This is a genomic window from Vibrio sp. MED222, from assembly GCF_000153005.1.
Classification (GTDB): Bacteria; Pseudomonadota; Gammaproteobacteria; order Enterobacterales; family Vibrionaceae; genus Vibrio; species Vibrio tasmaniensis_A.
Genome location: NZ_CH902609.1, coordinates 73,107 through 88,940, shown reverse-complemented (window position 1 = coordinate 88,940; position 15,834 = coordinate 73,107). Strand labels below are relative to the sequence as shown.

Genomic DNA, 15,834 nt, shown 5'->3' with positions numbered 1-15,834 from the left:
TTAAATATACATAGAGAGAAAAGACTATGAAAAAACAAAGCGGTTTCACCCTAATAGAACTAGTGGTGGTAATTGTTATTCTAGGTATTCTTGCAGTTACTGCAGCACCTCGTTTTCTTAACTTACAAGGTGATGCCCGTACATCATCTATGCAAGGCCTGCGTGGCGCAATGGCAGGTGCGACGGGTATCGTTTATGGCCGTGCAGCAGTAGATGGTCGTGAAGGTCAACCTAAAACAGCTCTGGCAACAACGCCACAAACAACAGATGGTGTGGCTATTAACTTTGGTTATCCAACTTCTGCTGATATCGCAGGTGTTCCGGCTGGTATTGAAACTGCTGTAGTTGGTTTACCTGGTACCGATTGGGTTGTAGTGAATGTGACGGAAACTGGCGTTGTTCCAGACGCTGTCGCTTATTCATTTGCGGGGACTGACCCAGTACAAGCGAACAATGGTTTTGTATACGATGCAACTACACCTGCGAATAACAATGGCTGTTTTGTCATTTATGTTGAAGCTGCCAATGCCACAACACCAGCATTTGTTGATGTTGTCACTACTGGTGCGGATGGCTGTTAATAGTATTATTAGAGGATATCAAGGCCAGCATTGCTGGTCTTTTTTCTATCTGAAATTCAGGTAAGCGACAAAGACAACTTCCTTTCCCTGAGTTACACTTAATCTTCAAACTATCAAATATTTAGCGGATTGGATTTCGGTGAATCAATTCAATAGAACATACAGAAACATCGGATTTCAGCAACAAGGTTTTACTTTAGTCGAGTTAATCATTGTGATCTTGTTGATCGCGATTGTCTCTGCCTACGCTGCTAGCCGTCTTTCTGGAAGGGATCGCTTTTCTGCCTTTGCAGCTCAAGAGCAAGTAACTTCTGTTGTCCGCCAAGTTCAAGTGAATCGTATGCAGTCCAATGTGGACCTTGGGGCCGTCGTTGGAGAGAGCAATTTTATTCTCGCTATCGTTGGGAATTGTATCGGCTCGGAAGTGAGCTGTACCGCGCGAAGCCAAGCGCGGAGTGATTGGGTTATGCTCAACGGAGCTAACTTAACGGCTGCATCTGATACCACTCCCGCTATTCCTCTATCTCTAGTTAACTTTGATTTATTAGGTAACCCTACAACAGGTGAAACACCTGCAGGCGTTGTCGTTAACGTTGCAGCTGGTGTGGTGATTACGATTACTTCAAATGTGAATACCTGCCGTGTGGAAATTAACGCGCAAGGTTATGTCGAAAATGGGGTGTGCTCATGAATAGTATTCATAAATCACCTGTAAAAGAACGTGGTTTTACATTAATTGAAAGTGTGATTGTGATTGTGATTATGGGGCTCGCGATGATGACCATCATAAACTTTTTAGCGCCTCAGGTTAGTCGATCTGGTGATCCTCATTATCAGACTCGTTCAGCCGCGCTAGGGCAAAGCGTGATGTCGATGATTCTTGCTCGAGGGTTCGACGAGAATAGTGATTTTGATGGTGGGGAATTTAGATGCGGTGAGGGGGCGTCTGGTGTGAATTGCACTGCTGAGGCTAACTTTGGCCCAGAAGAGGCTGACATTGCTCTATACAATGATGTCGATGACTATGATGGGTGTTGGGAACCCGGTGCAACTAACGGGTGTCGAGACCTTAATCTATTACTGGATGAAAATGGCGCAACAACCTACAGAAACTACCGCCTAGATGTTGATGTGACGTACCAAATGGTCGATCAACTGAAAAGAATCAACCTAACGATCTCGGCCTCAAATTATCCTCCTATCGTGCTGGATGCCTATCGAGGGAATTACTAATGAGAAGGCAAGGTTTCACTCTTATTGAAATGATTATCACCATGATTGTTGGTAGCATTTTAGTTGTAGGCATTGCTGGGTTTGTTGAATTGGGTGCGCGTGGCTATGCGGACACCGTAGATAGGCAGCGTTTACAAACTCAAGCCAAGTTTGTCTTGGAAAAAATCACTCGTGAAGTGCGTCATGCTGTACCGAATATGTTCAATCAGAATGCTGTCGTCCCGGGAGCTCGCTGTGTTTCATTTTTCCCTATCGTTACCTCTGGGATTTATGCGGTGTCGGGCGATGATATTCAATTTGTTACGGCTGATAATACACTGACGACAGCTGCGCTAACCCCATTATCTTTAGTGATAAACCCTACAGAGGCGGCGCCGACCAATAATATTTTCCCCTTAGCTACTGTAACTGCAACCAATAATACTTTCTTGCTTGCTAATGAGTCTGTAAACCTTGTGGGTAATTCGGTTTCAAATCGACATTATATTTACAATCCTAATGGCCGCGTCACCTATTGCATTGTGAATGGCCGAGTATGGAGAAGTGAAGGTAATGGCGCGCTAATCCCAATTTCGGATACGGGAGTGACTGGGGATTTAGACTATCAACCCGCAAATGTTCAGCGTAATGGTATCGTCCATCTTGAGTTTGAATTTAGAAACCAAGTCGGGGATGAACTGACCAATTTCCAGCAAGACATACAGGTGATCAATGTTCCTTAAAAAAAGACAAGTCGGAAGCCTGTATATTGTCGTTATTTTTGTATTGGTGGTGATGGGGTTTCTTGCTACAACCTTAAGCCGCATAGAGTGGTCCAATAATGACGCACATACAAAAGATGTGATTGGTACTCAAGCCCATCTTTTAGCTCATTCGGCAATAGAGCGAGCCTTAATGCAGATATATCCACCTAGAGCCAACACAACGGTTTCATTTGATGTGGCTGCAGAGTGTACAAACTTGAATGGAACAGCAATGAACTTCGCAACGACAATTACATGTGCAGATGTTCAAATAACGTGCTCACCAACAGGTGGTCAACTTGTCGATAGTTCTCAGTTATACACGGTAAGAGCGGTCGCAATGTGCGGAACGGGTGTGAATTTAATGCAACGTAGTCAAGATGTGTGGGTGAGATAATGAGAGTACTATTTTTATCATTGTTTTTGTTGTTTTCTCTCGGCATATCATCGTTTTCGTATGCTTCCACTTGTCTAGCTAATGGCTCTTCTGTAGATGCTCGCAATGGTTTTTGTATCACTTTTTCTCTTGAGTCTGACGGGTCGAATCGAATTCGATTAGCGAATAGCCAATATTTCCCGTTATGGACAGATGATGATGATTTTGATGATTATTATCAGCAAATCTTTGACGAAGATTATGAAGATGATGACATCCTTCGACAATTTCAGGTTAAGTTTGAGCGTACTTCTAATTATAACGCTAGATGGATAAGTGGAAAATTAACCTACTCAGTAGATGGTACTCAGAAAAAAGTTATTAATAACTTTGATTTATCTTATGCCACTGGCGCCGATAAATTCGACCCATTTGTTACCATTACACTGATTGGTGATAGTTTCACTAGTAGTTCCCAATACTGTATATCGGAAAAAGATTGCCAGCCCTTGGTACCACGTTCTAAACCGCTATTTGAATTTGGAGAGGTAGACGCTAGCTCTTGTAATGGGTATACGTGTAGCTTTGATTTTGATGAAGATTTTAAAACGACGCCTGTCGTTATATTGATGTCTTCTTATAATCTAAATGATAATCCATCGGCAATGTTCGTCACATCTGTGACTAAAGATCGGGTCGAAGTGAAACAGCGCTTCCCTTTAAGCTCGGACCCTAACTTAATGGATCCGATCTATTATTTTGCCGCAGAGGTTGGGGACGTAATACTAGATGAATCTCAGCCAGGGAAAATAATACGTGTAAGTAAAGTTGAGTTGAACCACTTCCAAACGGCAGGCGATACAAGGAGGGAAGGCTGGAAACGAGAAACATACTCTCAACGTTTCTCTGCGGCTCCTATTGTCTTTTCTCAAGTTCAGCCCGATAGCGGTAAGGATTTTTGGGTAACTACCGCACACAAAAATGTTGGAACCTCGAATTTTCGGCTGGCCTTAGAGTTTGGCCGGCAAAATGTACCAACTCCTACAAGCTATAGACGCAGAACTGTAGGGTATATGGCGGCACCTGAGTTTTCTGGGCAAACTTCAGGTGGTATTCGTTTTGTTTTTAATAAACCCAGTAGTTCATACAATCAAAGCGCTTCATTAGCGCAGTCTTGTATTGATAATCAGGTGTTCCATGGCCAGTCGTTCCAAGACTTTGGTGTGATTATTCAAAAGCAAACTCGAAGTGGATCGGATGGAGGGTGGTTAAGGTTATGTGAACTATCGAATCCGGATTATTTTACATTTATGCTAGAAGAAGACGCTTCAAATCGCTCGCATCAGACATATGAAAGAGTTGGGTTCTTTGCATTTGAAGAAGTAAGGCCAAAACCCCCTATTCAAAAATGTGATTACTTTCCTGAAATGTTGCAATCAAACCGTTATTTGCCAGGTGCAAATCCCGGAGAATGGACTCCATGGGATGGACAACTGGATATATCTTCAGGAAGTGGTACTGGAAATAATATCTATCTCGATCAAATTTCCAAATCAGAAGCATTAGGTTTTACTTCTTCTAGAGTGTCTGGTCTTGGAGCTTGTGTTTATAAAGACGGGCAGAATAGTGGCGGAAGTTGTACGGTGAGTTCGGCTAAGAACTTATTTCCGTTAGGTGTTCCGGATACTACTGCTTTTAACCCTTCGGGCGGTGTGTTGATAGCGGCTGGCAATAATCAGACGACTGAGGCGACTCAATTTAATTATACTTCATTATCTTTTAGCGCAAATACGAGCACAGTTGTTTTTCCCGCTGGAGAGTATTGGATTGACACCATCAATTTTAATCATAACGATTCTTACATTAAGGTTAAAGGTGATGGTCCAGTTGTTATTCACTACAACCATATAAATTTGTCTCATAAAAGTCGTATATATATTAATGCAGGAATAGATGAGCAGAGTGATTCTAGCTATGATCACAATGACTTTACGTTTATTGGTCATGGCCGTTTTTCATCTTTTTGGCCTTTAGGTGGTTCTGATATCCGTTTGAATGCGAATGTGTATGTATCGCCAGAGGCTATCAGTGCTGGTTTCGATATTAATGGTGTCGCTCGTTTTCAAATGACAGGAGCAATTACCGCTCCTAGAGTTTCATTTAGGTCGTCAGACACTAGCTTCATAAGGGCTAAGTCAATAGCAGGATGTTACACGCCTCCTAGCCCAACGATAAAATATATAGAGATCAAACCAAACAACTATCACTTAACTTGTGATGACAAGGCTGAGGTGTATGTCGTGCCTTATGATGAAAACAGTCAGCCAATGAGCGATGTCAATGGGGAGACGGTATCTATAAGTGCACCTGAGGTAACTTTTAGCGGTGGCTCTTTTGATAGCCAAAACAAGAGGTTTGTTTTTGATATTGATGGTCGAAGTGGTAATAAATACGGTGATGTGCTTGCGACTGCATCAGTTAATGGAACGACTATCCAAGACCAAAAAGACATTAGCTTTGTACCTTATCGGTTTGATATTAAGCCGAGTGCTAGTTCTACATGGAACAATCAGCCGCTAGAGGTCATTGCCGGAAAAGCAGAAGATATTGATGTTCGAGTCTTGGCTTGTAGTAATAATGCATCACCAACGCCGATTGTGATGAATTATGCGGAAAAGTTAGATGTGAACGATCTTGGATACGTGCTTCAAAAGCCCGGAAGTGGTGGCGGTAGCCTTGGCAGTGGCGATTTTAACTTCTCTAAAGGGGTGGTTGAGGATGTTGCTATTCAATTTGATAACTCAGGCGAGTTAGTTGTCACACTTGAAGATAAGAGCTTTAGGTGTTCAACTCAACCCCCGACAGTCGCGAACTGCCCTAGCGATGGCGGTACGTTGAAAGGTCAAATTACCTTGAAGGCTCGCCCTTGGAAAATAGCAATATGTAATGTTCGTTCAGGATCTTCGTTTAACCCTGCTGGTGGGGAAACAGGAGGTGGCTTTATATCAGCAGGAACAGATTTCATTGTTGACTATAAACCAATCATTCATCCAGATTCAGCATTAGGCATCACTGATGAGTGTGCCTACCCAGTGACAAGTAATTATTCACTTGATAGTGGTCCCTTAGATTTAGATTTTAAGGTGGTTTACCCAGCTCCATCATTAAACCCCCAACCAGGGGCTGTGACTCCTAATGTGATTCCTTCATTTAGTACCAACCAAGTACTGAATACTCTCGTTCATACTTGGAGCGAAGTTGGCGCTATCGAGTTTATTAGTAGTGCTATTTATCTTGGTCGTGATATACAAAAAGATCACCAAGTCATTGGCCGCTTTTATCCTGATTACTTTAATACGTTGAATAATGTGTGGGGAAACCCTGCAGGGCAAGCTTTTGCTTACATGAATCAAGAGTTTGATAATGTCTCCGTTGACGTTGAGGCTTACAGTGCGTTGGGGAACGAAACTCAGAATTACGGAAGTTTTAACACTATTCAGCAAGCTTTTTTTGAGTTAGATGAAGGGCGTTTACTCAACGGTAATCGCTTGAATTTAACTTATCGAGGTAGTCGAGGGGCGATCAATAACAACGATATATCATGGCAGAAGCAGGCTGACTTTTCGCCTGATGGTCCTTTTAATTTTGATGGGGGGCCAATTCGAGATGTCTCTTTGAATATTTTTACAGCAACACTTTCAGATCCTGTGCAATTCAAAACACAACCAACCGATCCTTCAGGCATGACAACACAACGACTGCCTGATAGCCAACCCAATGTGGTTTTTGGTCGTGTGAATTTGAGTGATGTAGGTGGGGTTGAAGGTAGTTCGATTACCGTTCCTCTTCAAGTTCAGTATTGGACAAACGGTGCTTTTATTAACAATGTATTTGATAGTTTTACTGATATCGATGCTGAAATGGATGGAAACCCTACGGTTATATGGCCTGTTGGGGGAGCGACTACGGCGACATTAACGGGAGCTGCTGATGTGAATAATGGAGTGTCGAACAACTTTACAGCACAGCAAGCCCCTAATGCTGTAACTAGGGAGCAAGTGCAAATTTGGCAACAGCTTGACTCCATAAATAATAATATGCCTTGGCTAATGTTTGATTGGGACCAAGATGGTATTGATGAAGAAAACCCATCAACAGTAGTCACCTTTGGTATCCATCGCGGGAACGATCGTGTGATCTACCGAGGTGAAAGTGGCTTAATAGGTCAGCAATAATATGATTTTTTGGCTGTTAAGTTAGGAATCTGTAAGAAATTGTGGGTTTCAGTCCATGTTTATACTTCAATGCCTTGCCGTGACAGCAAGGCATTGGTACATTTAGTGCAATTTTTGTCTTCTAATTCTTGCAGGATGAGCGAAGAATATGTTTAAAAAGCTTCGTGGCATGTTTTCAAACGACCTATCGATTGATTTAGGTACTGCCAATACCCTTATATATGTAAAAGGCCAAGGCATTGTTCTTGATGAGCCTTCAGTTGTAGCTATCCGCCAAGATCGTGCGGGTTCTGCAAAGAGTGTCGCTGCGGTTGGTCACGCTGCTAAGCAAATGCTTGGCCGTACGCCTGGTAATATCTCAGCAATCCGTCCAATGAAAGACGGCGTAATTGCTGACTTTTACGTAACGGAAAAAATGCTTCAGCACTTCATTAAGCAAGTGCATGATAACAGTGTTCTTAAACCAAGCCCTCGCGTATTGGTTTGTGTTCCTTGTGGTTCAACGCAAGTTGAGCGCCGTGCAATCCGTGAATCAGCACTGGGTGCTGGTGCTCGTGAAGTTTACCTAATCGATGAGCCTATGGCTGCTGCGATTGGTGCAGGCCTACGTGTATCTGAGCCAACAGGTTCAATGGTTGTTGATATCGGTGGTGGTACGACGGAAGTTGCCGTTATCTCACTAAACGGTGTGGTTTACTCGTCTTCTGTACGTATCGGTGGTGACCGTTTTGATGAAGCTATCATCAACTACGTTCGTCGTAACTACGGCAGCTTGATCGGTGAAGCAACAGCCGAAAAGATCAAACACGAAATCGGTTCTGCTTACCCAGGCGATGAAGTCGATGAGATTGAAGTACGTGGTCGTAACCTTGCTGAAGGTGTTCCTCGTAGCTTTAGTCTGAACTCAAATGAAATCCTTGAAGCGCTTCAAGAACCTTTATCTGGCATCGTATCTGCAGTCATGGTTGCACTTGAACAGTGTCCACCAGAGCTTGCTTCTGATATCTCAGAAAACGGTATGGTACTGACAGGTGGTGGTGCACTGCTTAAAGACCTTGATCGTCTGCTAACTGAAGAAACGGGTATCCCTGTTGTTGTGGCGGAAGAGCCATTAACGTGTGTTGCTCTAGGCGGTGGTAAAGCTCTAGAGATGATCGACATGCACGGCGGTGATCTTTTCAGCGAAGAATAGTATCTAGTGTTAGGCTCTTTTCTTATCTAGTTTTATGTAAAGAGCCTAAGACCTTGTCTATAGGATCAAATGTCGCTCTAGGACCAAATATAGAATGAAGCCAATTTTTGGTAGAGGTCCCTCTCTACAATTGCGCCTGTTTTTTGCTGTAACATTATCAGCCAGCCTTATGCTGGCTGATAGTCGTTTAGATGCATTCTCAAATGTCCGCTATCTATTAAACAGCATGGTTGCGCCAATTCAGTATGCCGCTAATTTGCCTCGCACCATGTTTGATGGCGTATACGACCGTTTTAGTACTCGCAAAGGGCTAATTGAATCCAACCATACTATTAAACGAGAAGTCTTGCGCCTGAAGAGCGAGCTGATTCTGCTTGAGCAATATCAAGAGGAAAACAAGCGCCTTCGTAAGCTATTAGGCTCTCCGTTTATCCGTGATGAAAAGAAAGTCGTCACAGAAGTTATGGCCGTTGATACTTCACCCTACCGTCACCAAGTCGTGATCGACAAAGGTCAGATTGATGGGGTGTACGAAGGTCAGCCTGTGATCAATGAAAAAGGCATTGTTGGTCAAGTCACTTTTGTTGCTGCTCATAATAGTCGTGTTTTGCTACTGACTGATGCAAATAACGCAATTCCTGTTCAGGTTATTCGTAACGATATACGTGTGATTGCTTCTGGTAATGGCATGATTGATGAGATCCAGTTAGAGCACATTCCAACCAGTACTGATATTCAAGAAGAAGATCTGTTGGTGACATCTGGACTCGGTGGTGTATATCCAGAGGGTTACCCAGTCGCTTATGTGACTGCCGTTGATTATGACCCGAAGCGCGAGTTCGCCGTTATCAAAGCAGAACCTGTAGTTGAGTTTGATAAGCTCAGATACTTGTTGCTTGTGTGGCCTGATGAAAATAAACAGATGCAAGCAGAGCAATCTAGTATCGAACAAGCATTGTTAGAAGGTGAAAATGGCCAATAGCGTTTTAAGAAGCAAAGTAGTAATTGGCTGCTCATTTTTGATAGCACTTATTCTACAAACGATCCCTTGGCCGGGTAGTTTAGACCTATTCAGGCCATCTTGGTTATTACTGGTTACCTGCTATTGGGTTTTAGCGTTACCTTACAGAGTTAACGTTGGTAGTGCTCTAGTACTGGGCTTATTGTGGGACCTTTTGATCGGTTCGACTCTCGGTATTAGAGGCATGATGATGGCAATAGTAATGTACATTATTGCAATGAACTTCCTCGTGATTCGAAATATGGCGCTATGGCAGCAAGCGATAATCATTGCAGCCTTAACTGTGTTGTTTGAGGTGCTAATATTCTTTGGTGAATATTTGATCCAAGATGTCGTTTTCAATCCGTTATCGCTATGGAGCGCATTGATAAACTGTATACTTTGGCCTTGGATGTTTTTATTAATGAGACGTGTACGTCGCCATTGGCATGTAAGGTAGAGTGACGATGGAAAAGAAACATTTAGTTTTGGCATCCGGCTCTCCACGCCGCAAAGAATTGTTATCTCAACTCGGTTATGAGTTTTATGTCCTTGTAACTGATGTCGAAGAGTGTAAACACGCTCAAGAAACCGCCGAAGAGTACGTTAAGCGACTATCTTTAGATAAAGCCTTAGCTGCGTTGTCTTTATTGAAAGATAACCCTTCTGAAAAACAGCATGTTGCTTCTGGTTCTGATACTGTAGTTGCTAGTTCTCTTGATTCTGAAACAGTGGTTCTGGGCTCTGACACGGTCGTCGTAAGCCAAGGGCAAGTGCTCGAAAAGCCAATAGACCTTGCTGACTCTAAGCGTATGCTTACTCAGTTAGCGAATGATCGTCACCAAGTGATGACGGCAGTTTCTGTTGTATCGGAAGAAAAACAAAAGACAGAAATCATTATTACCGACGTATGGTTTAAACCCCTCAGTGAAAAAGAAATAGAACAATACTGGCAAACAGGGGAGCCATGCGATAAAGCTGGTAGCTATGGGATCCAAGGTTTGGGCGGACGCTTTGTTACCCGAATCGAAGGTAGTTATTACGCCGTTGTCGGCTTACCTTTATTTGAAACGGACCAGCTACTGCAAGAATTCTTATAATTACTAATCTGAGGTGCACCATGAGTGCTGAATTGTTGCTGAACGTGACCCCGAGTGAGACTCGTGTGGCCATGATTGAAGGGGGAGCTCTTCAAGAGATCCATGTCGAACGAGATGCTCGACGCGGGATCGTAGGAAATATCTACAAAGGACGTGTAAGCCGTGTTTTGCCTGGAATGCAGGCGGCATTTGTGGATATTGGCCTTGATAAAGCAGCTTTTTTGCACGCCTCTGATATTGTCCCCCACACTGAATGTGTTGCTGAGAATGAAAAGAAGCAATTTCAGGTTCGTGATATTTCAGAGCTTGTTCGCCAAGGGCAAGATATTGTCGTTCAAGTGGTCAAAGATCCTCTTGGTACCAAAGGTGCCCGTCTAACCACTGACATTACATTACCATCTCGTTATCTGGTATTCATGCCGGGCGCAAGCCACGTTGGTGTTTCTCAGAGAATTGATAGTGAGTCAGAACGCAACCGCCTAAAAAAAGTCGTGTCTCGTTACTGTGACGAGCACGGTGGCTTCATCATCCGTACGGCAGCAGAAGGCGCAGATTCAAATGAGTTGGCGCAAGATGCCGCATTCTTGAAGCGATTATGGCTAAAGGTGTTAGAACGTCGTGGTAAGCACAAAGCTCGTACTCGCTTGTATGGTGAGTTGTGCTTAAGCCAACGTATCTTACGTGATTTTGTCGGTACTGAGCTGAGCAAGATTCAGGTCGATTCTCGTCTAGAATATGAAAACCTAAAAGAGTTTACTTCTGAATACGTGCCTGAGCTAACAGACAAGCTTGAGTTGTATGAAGGTGATAAGCCTATCTTTGATATGTACGATACCGAGAACGAAATTCAACGTTCATTGGATCGCAAAGTCGAATTGAAGTCTGGTGGGTATCTGATTATCGACCAAACAGAAGCGATGACAACCGTCGACATCAATACTGGTGCCTTTGTTGGTCGTCGTAATCTAGAAGAAACGATTTTCAATACTAACGTCGAAGCGACACAAGCTATTGCTCGTCAACTTCGCCTTCGTAACTTAGGCGGCATCATCATTATCGATTTTATTGATATGCTGTCTGAAGAACACCGTAAGCGAGTACTAACTTCTTTAGAAGCGGCATTAGACAAAGACCGTGTGAAAACCAACATTAATGGCTTCACACAGCTTGGTTTGGTTGAGATGACTCGTAAACGTACTCGTGAAAGTATTGAGCATATTCTGTGTTCTAGCTGCCCTGCTTGTGAAGGTCGCGGTAGCGTGAAGACAGTTGAAACCGTTTGTTATGAAATTCTTCGAGAGATCACACGAGTGAATCGCGCGTATGACGCCGATAAGTTTGTTGTTTATGCGGCGGCTGCCGTTGCCGAGGCGTTAGAAGGAGAGGAATCTCACGCGCTTGCTGAGCTTGAAGTGTTTATTGGTAAGCAAGTTAAAATTCAGGCTGAGCCTCTGTACATACAAGAGCAGTTTGATGTTGTTATGATGTAATGGATATTTTGTGAGTTCAAGCGTTACTCTGATTCTTCGTACATGTCTATGGTTAGTGGTTACTCTCTTAGTAACACTAGCCATTGCTGTCACTACACTGCGTGTAGCCTTACCCAATTTAAATAAGTATCAATCTGAAATTGAGCTTTGGGTAAACCAACATTCCGGTTTTGAGTTTTCTATTCAAGATGTGGGTGGTTTTTGGCGTAACACTCACCCCTCTATTGCTCTGCAAGGTGTTAAGGCTAGCCTTCCCAACGCAGAAGATGTGGCTTTCTCTGTTGAGCGTGTTGAAGTTGAGTTTGACTTGATTCAATCGGTCGTGCAGATGCGTCCTGTCGTGGCCGATTTGGTCATGAATCAAATGTACCTCGACATCCGCTCAATTGATCTATTTGCCGGGCAAAACGGTAAAGATGAACCTAAAGACCCCGGCTCTTCCAAGCGAGTGATGCAGGAGCTGGACAATTTACTTTTAAAAACTTTGGTGGATGTGACCGCTAAAGATTCCTCTCTTCTATATCGAACTATCTCTGGTGAAGAACGTCAGCTTGATATCGAAACTTTAAAATGGCAAAACTCAGGTAAACATCACCTTGCGGAGGGGGTAGTAAGTATTAAAGACGCTAACCTCAACTCTTTGTCAGTAAGTGCTAACTTTGTTGATGGTGGTTCTTTAACTGATATGACGGGCGAGTTTTATGTCAGCGCGGATAGTATCTCAGTAATGCCTTGGTTAACTCGTTATATGCAGGCAGAATCCGGCATTGAGACGGGCACGGTGAGCTTGAATAGCTGGCTAACGCTACGAAATAGCAAGCCAGTTAGCGCTTATGTTGAGGTATTACCTTCAGAACTGACTTGGAATGAAGATGGTCAACATGACTTGATGCTTGAGTCGGGTGTTTTTAAATTATCCCCCATTGATGGTGGATGGCAGGTTAATGGTCACTCACTAAATCTAAGAACGGATGACAGGCCTTGGCCTGAACTTGATGTCGCTTTCAAGTGGAATAAAGGCCCGTGGGAACTTAATGTTTCTGAACTTGATGTTGAAACCATTACTCCGTTGATCAAGTTGATGCCAGATTCTTCGCAATCTACCCAAATGATCAATGCATTGGCACCGGGCGGTATCGTTTCAGACATTCGCGTTGCGATGGACTCTGGAATTGAAAGCTTGCGTTACTCTGCGAACTTTTCCGATTTGGCGATCGAACAATGGGAGTTAGTCCCTGGCTTTAGCCAAGTATCTGGGCATGTGTTTGGCTCGGCTTCGGAAGCGAAAGCCAGCTTATATGTTATTGATGATGTGTTTCCTTATGGTGATGTTTTCCAAGCGCCTCTGAATATCAAACAAGGTCAGGTTGATATTGTTTGGCAGCAAGATGAAAACGGCTGGAAACTGTGGTCGGACAAAATCACTGCAGCCACGCCAGATTTACAAGTACTAGGCGCATTTCGCTTGGACTTTCCAGATAACGCTAGCCCTTACCTTTCTTTTTATGGTGAAGCGGACGCTTACAACGTCGGTGAGACATGGCGCTATTTGCCGACATTGGCACTTGGCCAAGACTTAACCGATTACCTTTCAACAGCGATTCAAGCGGGTAAGGCCGACACCGTTAAATTACTTTGGCATGGTGAATTAGCCCAATACCCGTACACCAATCATGATGGTATTTTCCAAGTTTGGGTTGGCTTAGAAGACGCTAAGTTCAGCTTCGATACCGCGTGGCCATTGATAACCGACCTTCAACTTGACCTGTTATTTGAAAATGATGCGATGTATTTAGACTCTCGCTCCGCTCAATTGATGGATGTGGCGGCAGATCGAATCACTGGTCGTATTCCTTATTTAGGGGAAGGCGGTCATATCGAAATTGAAGCTAAAGCAACGGCGTCTGGTAATGCAGTTCGAAATTACATGACTGCTTCGCCACTCGTAGATTCTGTGGGTGCTGCGTTAACTGCGCTTAAAGTGAGTGGTGATGTCTCTTCTGAGTTCCAGCTTAATATTCCGTTTGATTCTGAACAAGAACCTAGAGCGTGGGGATATGCAGATCTGAGTGGTAATCATGTTGAGATTGAAGCTCCACCAATGGTGCTAGAGAACACCACTGGTCGTATTGAATTTGATAATGATGTCGTGACAGCAAGTGGTCTTGCAGCTGATTTGCTTAATCAAGGTATCTCGGTTGACTTTAAAGGTCTTAATGATGGACCTGGCTATGCAGTGGATCTTGATGTGTTAGGTGATTGGGACGTCAATCCTCTAAAGCCGTATGTCGGAGAGCAGTGGTTAAGCCGTTTGTCGGGTCATGCACAATGGCAAAGCCAGATCGATATTCAACTTAATGATATTGGTTTTACTTACCAACTCGACTTACAGTCAGACCTCAAATACTTAGCGAGTGATTACCCATACCCATTAGCTAAAAAGTCATTAGAAAGTGGCTCGGCAAGGCTACAAGCCTCGGGCAATCAAGAATCGATTACCGCGCGTCTGCAATTGCCGAGCACTAAATACCAAGCTGAGATTGATATTTCCGGCGATGTTCCTGAATTAACGGCGACCAATTTAGTCCTTGGTCGTGGTGGCTATAAAATTAGCCCCGTGGTAGGGCACCATGCCTTGATTCGTACCGATAAGTTCAATGCCGATGACTGGCTGTCAGTAGTCATGGAGCCAGTGCAACCATCGGATGCTGTCCTTAGCCAGATGAACAGGCCAACCATTCCAGCGCCACGTCGCATCACCTTCGAGAGCAAAGAGCTGATCTTAGGTGGTATTTCTTGGAATGATGTTGATTTTAGCGCTCGAAAAAATAAGCAAGCATGGCAAATGGAAGTGTCTAGCCAAGAGCTAGAAGGAGATATTAACTACCTGCCACCTTATGATTTGACGGTTTCATTGGATCGCCTGCATCTGTTTGTTCCTGGGTGGAGTGACAAGAAAAACCAAGATCAACTGCTACAGCGTAAGGCGCAAGAAGCACCATTGATCTCTGAGTTGGATAGAAAGCTCCATGATGCGATGCCGAATTTGACGCTGACCTTGAACGACTTCTGGCTTCAAGGCTATAAAGTTGGCAAGGTTGATGTTGAAATGGCGAGAAAGGAAGACCGCATTGAGTGGAATAAGATTCAGGTGAGAAGCGGCGGAAATAAAGCGGATATCAGTGGCTGGTGGGAACTGCAAGGCGATAAGAGTCATTCATCGTTAACTCTTGATGTTGAAGGTGAAAACAACAGTGAGTTAATGGAGCGTTTCGGTATTACTTCCGGGATTCAAAAAGCGCCCTTTGAGTTAGAAGGTCAATTGACTTGGGATGGTTCGCCTTGGGGGATCAAAATGGATACCCTTGATGGCAACGTTAAAACCCAATTTGGTAAAGGTATTATCTCGGATGTGAGTGGCGCAGCTCGATTACTGGGGCTGTTTAGCCTAGATTCGATTATCCGTAAGATGCAGCTCGACTTCTCGGACGTATTTGATAATGGCATGGCATTCAACAGCATCACAGGAACTGGCGAGATTCAAAATGGTATCTTTCTGACTAACGATCTGAATATGGATGCGGTCGCCGGTGAGATGAAAATAAAAGGGATCGCCAACCTCAATACACGCGAGGTCGATGCTGAAGTGAACTTCACCCCAGATATCACCTCCGGGATTCCAGTATTAACGGCTTTTGCGGTAACGCCTCAAACAGCGCTATACGTGTTAGCGGTGACTACGGTTATTTCTCCGGTTGTTGAAGTCTTTACCCAAGTTAATTATTCGGTGAAAGGGCCGTTGGATTCACCAACAGTGAGCGAGCTTTCTCGCAGTTCTGGAGAATTCCAGCTACCAGAAAAACTCAGAAAATTAGCCGAATAAG

12 protein-coding genes are annotated in these 15,834 nt (G+C 43.8%); all 12 read left to right on the top strand.

Annotated elements, in window-relative coordinates:
- The first annotated feature begins 26 nt into the window (after window positions 1-26).
- The 12 genes from MED222_RS06640 (at window position 27) to MED222_RS06695 (ending at window position 15,833) form a co-directional block, all read left to right on the top strand.
- A complete protein-coding gene (locus MED222_RS06640) occupies window positions 27-581 on the top strand; it encodes a type II secretion system protein (protein ID WP_009847856.1) in 555 nt (184 codons plus the stop codon).
- A 139-nt stretch (window positions 582-720) separates the two neighbouring features.
- Complete coding sequence (locus tag MED222_RS06645; RefSeq protein WP_009847855.1) at window positions 721-1,272, top strand: prepilin-type N-terminal cleavage/methylation domain-containing protein; 552 nt, start codon at window positions 721-723, stop codon at window positions 1,270-1,272.
- The gene (locus MED222_RS06650; protein ID WP_083784122.1) at window positions 1,263-1,814 is read left to right on the top strand and encodes a type IV pilus modification PilV family protein; all 552 of its coding nucleotides are present in this window, start codon (window positions 1,263-1,265) and stop codon (window positions 1,812-1,814) included. The genes MED222_RS06645 and MED222_RS06650 overlap by 10 nt, the downstream gene beginning before the upstream one ends.
- Window positions 1,814-2,536, top strand: a complete 723-nt coding sequence (locus tag MED222_RS06655; RefSeq protein ID WP_009847853.1) for a PilW family protein — start codon at window positions 1,814-1,816, stop codon at window positions 2,534-2,536. Before MED222_RS06650 ends, MED222_RS06655 begins: the two co-directional genes overlap by 1 nt.
- Entirely contained in the window at window positions 2,526-2,954 is a 429-nt protein-coding gene (locus MED222_RS06660) for a hypothetical protein (RefSeq protein ID WP_009847852.1), read from the top strand. The genes MED222_RS06655 and MED222_RS06660 overlap by 11 nt, the downstream gene beginning before the upstream one ends.
- Window positions 2,954-7,168 (top strand): DUF6701 domain-containing protein, encoded by a 4,215-nt coding sequence (locus MED222_RS06665; protein WP_009847851.1) that lies wholly within the window; start codon window positions 2,954-2,956, stop codon window positions 7,166-7,168. The genes MED222_RS06660 and MED222_RS06665 overlap by 1 nt, the downstream gene beginning before the upstream one ends.
- Before the next feature lie 148 nt (window positions 7,169-7,316).
- A complete protein-coding gene (locus MED222_RS06670) occupies window positions 7,317-8,360 on the top strand; it encodes a rod shape-determining protein (RefSeq protein ID WP_009847850.1) in 1,044 nt (347 codons plus the stop codon).
- A 94-nt stretch (window positions 8,361-8,454) separates the two neighbouring features.
- Window positions 8,455-9,342, top strand: coding sequence for a rod shape-determining protein MreC (gene mreC / locus MED222_RS06675; protein ID WP_009847849.1), 888 nt, complete (start codon window positions 8,455-8,457; stop codon window positions 9,340-9,342).
- Complete coding sequence (mreD, locus tag MED222_RS06680; RefSeq protein ID WP_009847848.1) at window positions 9,332-9,820, top strand: rod shape-determining protein MreD; 489 nt, start codon at window positions 9,332-9,334, stop codon at window positions 9,818-9,820. The genes mreC and mreD overlap by 11 nt, the downstream gene beginning before the upstream one ends.
- Before the next feature lie 7 nt (window positions 9,821-9,827).
- Window positions 9,828-10,460 carry a Maf family protein gene (locus MED222_RS06685; RefSeq protein WP_009847847.1) on the top strand — a complete coding sequence of 211 codons (633 nt, stop codon included), beginning with the start codon at window positions 9,828-9,830 and terminating at the stop codon, window positions 10,458-10,460.
- 20 nt (window positions 10,461-10,480) lie between these two features.
- Window positions 10,481-11,950, top strand: coding sequence for a ribonuclease G (rng, locus tag MED222_RS06690; RefSeq protein WP_009847846.1), 1,470 nt, complete (start codon window positions 10,481-10,483; stop codon window positions 11,948-11,950).
- Between the two features lie 10 nt (window positions 11,951-11,960).
- Window positions 11,961-15,833, top strand: a complete 3,873-nt coding sequence (locus MED222_RS06695; RefSeq protein ID WP_009847845.1) for a YhdP family protein — start codon at window positions 11,961-11,963, stop codon at window positions 15,831-15,833.
- The last annotated feature ends 1 nt before the right edge of the window (window position 15,834 follow it).

Excerpts from the sequence above, each read along its gene's own strand:
- mreD (WP_009847848.1), top strand. The coding sequence starts at position 9,332 with ATGGCCAATAGCGTTTTAAGAAGCAAAGTAGTAATTGGCTGCTCATTT.
- MED222_RS06685 (WP_009847847.1), top strand. The coding sequence starts at position 9,828 with ATGGAAAAGAAACATTTAGTTTTGGCATCCGGCTCTCCACGCCGCAAA.
- rng (WP_009847846.1), top strand. The coding sequence starts at position 10,481 with ATGAGTGCTGAATTGTTGCTGAACGTGACCCCGAGTGAGACTCGTGTG.
- mreC (WP_009847849.1), top strand. The coding sequence starts at position 8,455 with ATGAAGCCAATTTTTGGTAGAGGTCCCTCTCTACAATTGCGCCTGTTT.
- MED222_RS06660 (WP_009847852.1), top strand. The coding sequence starts at position 2,526 with ATGTTCCTTAAAAAAAGACAAGTCGGAAGCCTGTATATTGTCGTTATT.
- MED222_RS06640 (WP_009847856.1), top strand. The coding sequence starts at position 27 with ATGAAAAAACAAAGCGGTTTCACCCTAATAGAACTAGTGGTGGTAATT.
- MED222_RS06670 (WP_009847850.1), top strand. The coding sequence starts at position 7,317 with ATGTTTAAAAAGCTTCGTGGCATGTTTTCAAACGACCTATCGATTGAT.
- MED222_RS06655 (WP_009847853.1), top strand. The coding sequence starts at position 1,814 with ATGAGAAGGCAAGGTTTCACTCTTATTGAAATGATTATCACCATGATT.
- MED222_RS06665 (WP_009847851.1), top strand. The coding sequence starts at position 2,954 with ATGAGAGTACTATTTTTATCATTGTTTTTGTTGTTTTCTCTCGGCATA.